Origin of the sequence: Streptomyces minutiscleroticus (genome assembly GCF_014650875.1) — a bacterium.
Taxonomy (GTDB): Bacteria; Actinomycetota; Actinomycetes; order Streptomycetales; family Streptomycetaceae; genus Streptomyces; species Streptomyces minutiscleroticus.
Genome location: NZ_BMVU01000067.1, coordinates 22,700 through 29,180, shown reverse-complemented (window position 1 = coordinate 29,180; position 6,481 = coordinate 22,700). Strand labels below are relative to the sequence as shown.

Genomic DNA, 6,481 nt, shown 5'->3' with positions numbered 1-6,481 from the left:
TCCACCAGGGACTTCGCTGGTCGATCTGGCGGCGTGCGCATCAGGCGGAGGCACGACGGCGCCATTTCCGAAGGCGGCTACGGCTCCAAATGATCAAGATTTAGCCCTGTAGTACTAGCCGCCGACCTCGTACCGGCCGACCTCGAGGAAGTGACGCAGCGCTTCCGGGGTGCCGTCGTCCAGGGCCGCGTTCGCCGCCGCGCGCAGGGCGTCGCTGATACCGGGGTCGGCCAGCATGCGGGCGATGGCGACGCTGTCGTCCTCGGCCCGGGCGAGGCGGAGGCCCGTCTCGAGGAAAGCGCGCAGGGTTTCGGGACTGCCGTCGTCGAGAACCCTGTTGGCCTCGCGGACGACGGCCTTGCCGCTGTCGGGGTCGGCGAGGAGCCTGGCGATGGCGACGCTGTCGTCCTCGGCCCGGGCGAGGCGGTAACCGGTCTCGAGCCAGGCGCGCATCTCCTCCACGGTGCCGCTGCTCAGGAGCCGGTCGGCCTGCCGGGTCACGCGCTTGCCGCTGTCGGGGCCGGTCAGGATGCGGAGAATCGCCATGCGCAGGTCGTCCGCGTCCATCTCGTCGTAGGGGGAGCCGGTGTCCGAGGCTACGGAGATCACCGTGGCGGTCGGCGGTGTCGTGGCGGCGAAGGACGGGATGGCGAGCAGCAGGGCCGGGGCGAGGGCCCCGGCGGACACGGCGAGGATCGTGCGGGCCATTCTCATGCGGTCGACCGCCTTGTGTCGTGGTCGCGGAACGGTTCGGTCGGACGGAGCGGGGACATCATGCCCTGAAAAGGCGGGCCGGGACACTGCTTTGATCATGCAGTTCGCACCGGCTCCTCCTGGTCGGCAGCCTGCCGTCGGGGGAGTTCGTACGGGAACGCCGGTCAGCCGAGGTAGTTCGCGCGCCCCTCGTCGTCGAGTTCAAGGGGGCCTTCGGGGATGATGCAGAACTCGTTGCCCTCGGGGCCGGCCATCATTAGGAACCCTCCGTCCGCGTACTGCTCCAGCCTGCGCCCGCCGAGCGTCTCGATCCGCCACTCGGGCCGGTAGCGCCAGGATCGCTAGATCTGTCACTGCGCGCTCCTCGACGACGTCACCCACGGCCACCCGGACGCCACGGACGAGGAGGTGGGCCGGGTCGTCCGGCCGGCCCGACCGGAGCAGGCGGCCGGAGCGGCTGCCCGGAGGTCTGCGCGGCGTCGCCGAAGAGCACGGCACCATGCTCTCGGGCGGCGGGCGCCGACGCGTCGCCCCGGCCCGCGCCCACGTGGCGCCGTGCCCGACGGTCCTGCCGGTGCCGGCGTCGGTGCCAGCGCCGAGCGAGGCACGTGGTACCAGCCGTACCTTGCTTCGCATCCGTCCCATCCGTCGGCCACGCCTCCTGATTCGGTGCATTTATGCACTGGGTGGGTAGGCCATGTGTGCGCGGTACCCCTACGGTCGAATACCGCGCTTCCCCACAGGAAGCATGGGCTGAAAATCCACGTCGACCGTTGCAGAGGCTCCTGTGTCCGTTCCTTTCGGCACGGACGGTCCCAGCCGGCTGTCCGTCATCCGCACCATCCACGACGACGTCACCGTCATCAGCATGCAGGGCGAGATCGACCTGTACACCGCCCCGCGTCTGCGGCAGGTCCTCACCGCCGACCGGGCCGGCCATCCCGCCCATGTGGTGATCGATTTCAAATGGGTCGACTTCATGGACTCCAGCGGCCTCAACGCCCTGCTCGCGCTCCGCCGCGCCGCCCAGGAGGTGTCGGGGTGGGTGCGTCTGGCGGGCATGCAGCCGTCCGTGCGGCGCGTCCTCGAGTTCAGCGGCCTCACCGCGGTCTTCGACTGCTACCCCACCGTGCACCGCGCGCTCACCGTATAGATCCGCACGGTCGCCCCGGCCGCGAACGGCGCGAGGGGTGCGGCCGTCCCGGCCGCACCCCTCGCGCCGTTCCGCCACCGGCCCCCGAGGAACGCCCGCCGGGCCGGGACCGCTCACGACCCGGCCAATCGCGAGGGCCTTCGGCGCGTCTCCCCACAGGAGTTCCCACCGGAGGAGGGCGGTACCTTGACGCCATGTGCATCTCGACCGGCGAGGCCGCGTTCAACGGCACGATCGTGTACTGCGGGCGGCAGCACCACCCCGTGCACGGCCTCATCCACGTCCTGGGCTACCAGAACACCGCCGTCAACCTGGCGGACGGCCCGAACGCCATGCTGCTGCACCTGCCCACCAGGCACCTCACCTCCCGGCAATTCCTGCCCGCCGGGCGGGCAGGGGACATCCTGCACCGCATGGTCGCCGCCGTCGAACATGCCGCCGCAGCAGCCGAGGGCATCGCGTGGATGAGCGCGGAACCGCAGCCCGTCCAGGTCTTCGACCACGACGTCTACACGGTGCTCCTGGCCGCCGATCCCACCGCGGTCCCCGCCGCGCTGCGGCAGGTGCCGCCGCACCGGCGCCCCGATCTCGACGCGGACCTCCTGCGCTTCTACGCCGATCACTTCCCCGACCACACCATCGCCGTGTGCTGCTTCGACAACGCCGACGCGCGACGCGCCAAGCCCCTGCTGCTGTGGTACCCGCCCCTCGACCCCGACCGGCTGACCGTTCCGGCCCTGGACGGCCACACCGGCGAGGCGCCGGATCTCGACGCCGTCGTGCCCGTGGACCATTGGGTCCTGCTCTCGACCGACCGGGCTCCCGCCGACTGGGGAACCCCCGTCGGCTACCCCGGGGACATGCGTCACCGCCTGCGTGCCTTCCTTCCCGACGCCGTCGTGGGGCGGCACTACGGCCAGGGGCAGGCCCTGCCCAACGGGGACTTCACCATCGGCCACCACGACCTGCTCGCCGGCGACCTGGACCGTATCGAGCGCCTGCGACCGAACCACCGCTGAAAGGTGGGGTGGCCAGGCCGTCGCAGGACGGCATGGTGCCGGTCCGCTCGCTGCCGGTGCGGCCTGGCACTTCGACGGCGTCGCCTAGGCGGTGAGGGCCTGGCCGAGGGTGGGGTGGTAGTCGATGAAGGTGTCCAGGCCGGTGATCTGGATGACGCGCAGCACCGGGGGCTGGGCGTCGGCGAGGCGGATCCAGCCGGGGGTGTCGAGGGTGGCGCGGTGGCCGGCGATGAGGGCGTTGAGGCCGGTGGAGTCCATGAAGGTCACCTCCTTGAGGTCGACGACGGTGCGGGGGGCCGACGTCGTGTCCTGGACGGTGAGGGCCTGGTGGAGCGGGGCGACGGTGTGATGGTCGATCTCGCCCCGCAGTCGGAGGACGGTGATGCCGTCGCTGGTGGTGGTGCGGGTGAAGGACAGGTGCTGGGTGCCTGTGCTGCGTCGTGTGTCTGTCACAGGTTCCTCTGCAACGGTCGACGGGATGTTCCTCTGGCACTTCGTCTGGGAACGCCTGCCCGAATCGCTTCGGCGTGATGCGTCTTCGTGCACGATGCACGGATGTCCCTCCGTCAGGCGATCAGCCTGTGCGGCGGTACTCGTCGACGATGTCGACGGCTGTGTGTCGACGCCCGCTCCGGGCCGCCGGCAAGGGCGCGATGCCGGGGGCGTCGTGCGACGCGAGCCGGCTTCCGCCTCGGCGAGGACGGTGGGTGGTGAAGTGCCTGGCGCGGTCACGGAGGCCGTTCGGTGTGACCGCCGTCGAACGGCAGGATGCGGTCTGTGCGTTCCCCGCGGACCGAGTGGACGAAGCGTTCCGCTCCGGTGTCCGAGTCGGCGCGGCGCGCCGTGCGCGCGGCGCGTACCCCGCCGTGGGTCCTCGCCGGTGAACCGGATGATCACGTCTCGAAGCGCGGCGGCCGTCGGTGGACGGCCGGCGGTGGGCGGCTGGTGCGGAATGCGCTGGATCGAGCGCCGGTGCCGGGTGAAGGAGGGCGTGGCAAGCGACGATCCGGTGCTTACGGAGCGTCCGGAGGAGCAGGCGGGAGAGTGCGGCCGGTAGCGCGCTCCGGCCGCCTGGACCTCCGGATGAGCCGTACCACCGTGGAGACGGATCGTGCCCTGTCGCCGGCCGAGCGTAGAGCTCCAGGTCAACAGCCGTGAAGCCGTTCTGGAGCACTACGCGGTTCCTCGCGGGCCGGCCGCGGCACGGCCGGGTCCGCTCGCCGCGGCGACCGGCCGGTGCCGGGCGCACCGTGACGCGTGGCGTCAGCCGGCCACGTCGATGTGCTTGGCCAACGCGGTGGTCCTGAGGTCGCCGTGATCGACCCACTGCGGGAAGGCCAGCGTCGTGTACCGGGCCGCACCGGGCAGGGCGACCCTGAGGTAGGACGCGCGCACCGCGTCGGAGGTCCCTGTGTTGGCGTGGGTCCAGGAGACGATCGCCTCGGCGCTCTCGCCGTCCTTGAGAATCAGGTTCTTCTCGCCGGGGCTGGTGGCATACCAGGTGTCGCCCCGGTGCGTGTGGGACGGCAGCGTCTTGTGCGCGGAGTTCTCCAGCGCCAAGCCGGGATAGCCGCGGAGCGCGCAGGTACTGCCACTGAGATTGCGGAGCTTTATGAACACGCCTTGGTGATTCATGCCGCCCGCCAGCGGCCTGCCGAAGAGTGTTTTGAATGCGGCGGGGGAGCAGGCCGGTGCGGTTTTCGCGGCGCTCGTGCCGTGTGCGTCCGCGGCTTGTGCGGTGCCTGCTCCGGCAAGGCCGAGCGCGACGACGGCGGCCGCGGCGAGCGCTGTGCGGTCGAGCCGGTGGCTGGTGCGGTTTCTGGGCGTCCAGTCGGTGGTGTTTCGGTACGTGGTCATGGCAATGTCCTCCGCTCGTGATGCTGCAGTGCGGCAGCGATGGCGTTTCTTCGTCTATCACGGGTTTTGGCGGAAGATAAATCGGCAAAGCTCACCTTTGGCGGGAAGAAATGTGCAAACTTCGACCGTCAAGAGAATGGCGTGGCCCGTTCGGCCACTCCAGTCGGCTCCTGTACCGGCGGCAGTCTCCGCTCACCGCGAGGCGTCGACATCGCCCCCCTCGCCGTCGTAGGCGCGGCCGGTGGACAATCCCCTTGATGGACGGGCCCACGCCGGGCGGGGTGAGTACTGCCTCATCGCGCAGTGTGACGTCCGGTACCGGCGCATCGGTACGGGAGGCGGTGGGCCGAAGACGTCGACGTGTCTCTGTGCGACCGGTTCGCTCTTCCTGCGGGCGCTTACCGGCTCTTCTGCCGTGCGTCGCCGGTCCTGCTCCAGGCGCTCACGACGCACGGGGCGGATGCGGTGCGGACCGTCGCACGTGCCTTCGCCGCTCGGTCTGTGCCTTCGTTGCCTGACGCACCAGGTCGCGAATCGCCGGACGTCCGACGAAGGGGCCCGGATGCGCCTCTGGCTGCGGGCCCCGGTGTCTCGACGGTCACCGGTGTCCTGCGGACGGGTGCCGTGCGTCGGTGGGACGGGCTCATTCCTGAGGGACCGTGAGCACGATCTTGCCCCGGAGGTGCCCCCGGGCGGCGCGTTCGTGCGCCGCCCGGGCGTCCGCGAGCGGATACGTGCTGTCGATCGCGACGCGGACCGTGCCCGCGTCGAGCAGGCGTCCCAGTTCGGCGAGTTGCGCTCCGTTAGAGCGGACCTGGGCGCTGGAGACCGTGACGCCCAGCTTCGCGGTCTCTTCCTCGTCGAAGTCCCCGGGCAGGACGGGGAACTGGGCGCCGCCGCGCTTGAGCGTGCGCAGGAAGCGGCTGCTGTGGGGGCCGCCGACGGTGTCGAGGACGAGGTCGACGTCGTGCACGAGTTCCTCGGGACGGTCCTTGGTGTAGTCGATGAACCGGTCGGCGCCGAGTTCGCGCAGGAACGACTCGTGCGCGCCCGACGCCACCGCGATGACGTGCGCACCCTTCCACTTCGCCAACTGGAGCGCGAAGTGCCCGACGCCGCCCGCCGCGCCGTTGACGAGCACCGTCGTACCGGGGTCGAGTGCCGTCGGGCGATGCCGTGCCTCCTGGAAGGGGGAGGGGCGGTCGTGTCCGACCTCGATCAGGAACTGCCACGCCGTCAGCCCGGCCATGGGCACTCCCGCGGCGCGCACGTGGTCGATGCCGGCCGGCTTGCGCGCGAGGTCCGAGGCGGGTGCGGTCACGTACTGGGCGTACGCGCTGCCCCGGAAGCCGGGAAAGCGCAGGAGGCCGAAGACCTCGTCGCCGACGGAGAGGCCGTCCACGTCCGCGGCGACGGCCTCGACGACGCCCGACACGTCCGTCCCCGGGATCGCCGGCAGGCTGAGCGTCGACTCCTCTCCGGGCATGCTGGTCATCCCGCCGCGCAGGTACCAGTCCGGAGGATTGACGCCGACCGCGTGCACGCGGACGAGCGCCTCGCCCGGTCCCGGCTCGGGAACCGGCACCTCGTCGTAGCGCAGTACCTCGGGGCCGCCGTGCTCATGGAGCCGGATCGCCCTCATCGTGTGTGTCGGCATCGTTCTCTCCTGCCCGTACCGCGGGATAAGGTTATTCGGATCAGTGCTCCAGATAAGTGGACCACTGATCCGAATATATGG

Annotated in this window: 6 protein-coding genes and 1 pseudogene; 2 read left to right on the top strand and 5 right to left on the bottom strand. The window is 70.7% G+C overall.

Annotated features, from left to right (window positions below; genetic code table 11):
• Nucleotides 1-114 precede the first annotated feature (114 nt).
• Nucleotides 115-714 carry an ALF repeat-containing protein gene (locus IE271_RS35135; RefSeq protein ID WP_190194528.1) on the bottom strand — a complete coding sequence of 200 codons (600 nt, stop codon included), beginning with the start codon at nt 712-714 and terminating at the stop codon, nt 115-117.
• 164 nt (nt 715-878) lie between these two features.
• Nucleotides 879-1,028 (bottom strand): annotated as a pseudogene (locus tag IE271_RS35130) (VOC family protein); the annotation flags it as partial.
• 473 nt (nt 1,029-1,501) lie between these two features.
• Here IE271_RS35130 and IE271_RS35125 point away from each other — a divergent pair.
• Complete coding sequence (locus IE271_RS35125) at nt 1,502-1,867, top strand: STAS domain-containing protein (protein ID WP_190194527.1); 366 nt, start codon at nt 1,502-1,504, stop codon at nt 1,865-1,867.
• Nucleotides 1,868-2,061: 194 nt separating this feature from the next.
• Nucleotides 2,062-2,886, top strand: coding sequence for a hypothetical protein (locus tag IE271_RS35120; RefSeq protein ID WP_190194526.1), 825 nt, complete (start codon nt 2,062-2,064; stop codon nt 2,884-2,886).
• Between the two features lie 84 nt (nt 2,887-2,970).
• Here IE271_RS35120 and IE271_RS35115 read toward each other — a convergent pair whose 3' ends face one another.
• From IE271_RS35115 to IE271_RS35105, 3 genes are all read right to left on the bottom strand, one after another.
• Nucleotides 2,971-3,339, bottom strand: a complete 369-nt coding sequence (locus IE271_RS35115; protein ID WP_190194525.1) for an STAS domain-containing protein — start codon at nt 3,337-3,339, stop codon at nt 2,971-2,973.
• An 810-nt stretch (nt 3,340-4,149) separates the two neighbouring features.
• Nucleotides 4,150-4,743, bottom strand: a complete 594-nt coding sequence (locus IE271_RS35110; RefSeq protein WP_190194524.1) for a DUF4232 domain-containing protein — start codon at nt 4,741-4,743, stop codon at nt 4,150-4,152.
• A 643-nt stretch (nt 4,744-5,386) separates the two neighbouring features.
• Nucleotides 5,387-6,400, bottom strand: a complete 1,014-nt coding sequence (locus IE271_RS35105; RefSeq protein WP_190194523.1) for an NADP-dependent oxidoreductase — start codon at nt 6,398-6,400, stop codon at nt 5,387-5,389.
• Nucleotides 6,401-6,481: the final 81 nt, after the last annotated feature.

Bases quoted from the DNA above. Each gene is read 5' to 3' on its own strand.
- IE271_RS35135 (WP_190194528.1), bottom strand. From the start codon at position 714: ATGAGAATGGCCCGCACGATCCTCGCCGTGTCCGCCGGGGCCCTCGCC.
- IE271_RS35120 (WP_190194526.1), top strand. From the start codon at position 2,062: ATGTGCATCTCGACCGGCGAGGCCGCGTTCAACGGCACGATCGTGTAC.
- IE271_RS35110 (WP_190194524.1), bottom strand. From the start codon at position 4,743: ATGACCACGTACCGAAACACCACCGACTGGACGCCCAGAAACCGCACC.
- IE271_RS35105 (WP_190194523.1), bottom strand. From the start codon at position 6,400: ATGCCGACACACACGATGAGGGCGATCCGGCTCCATGAGCACGGCGGC.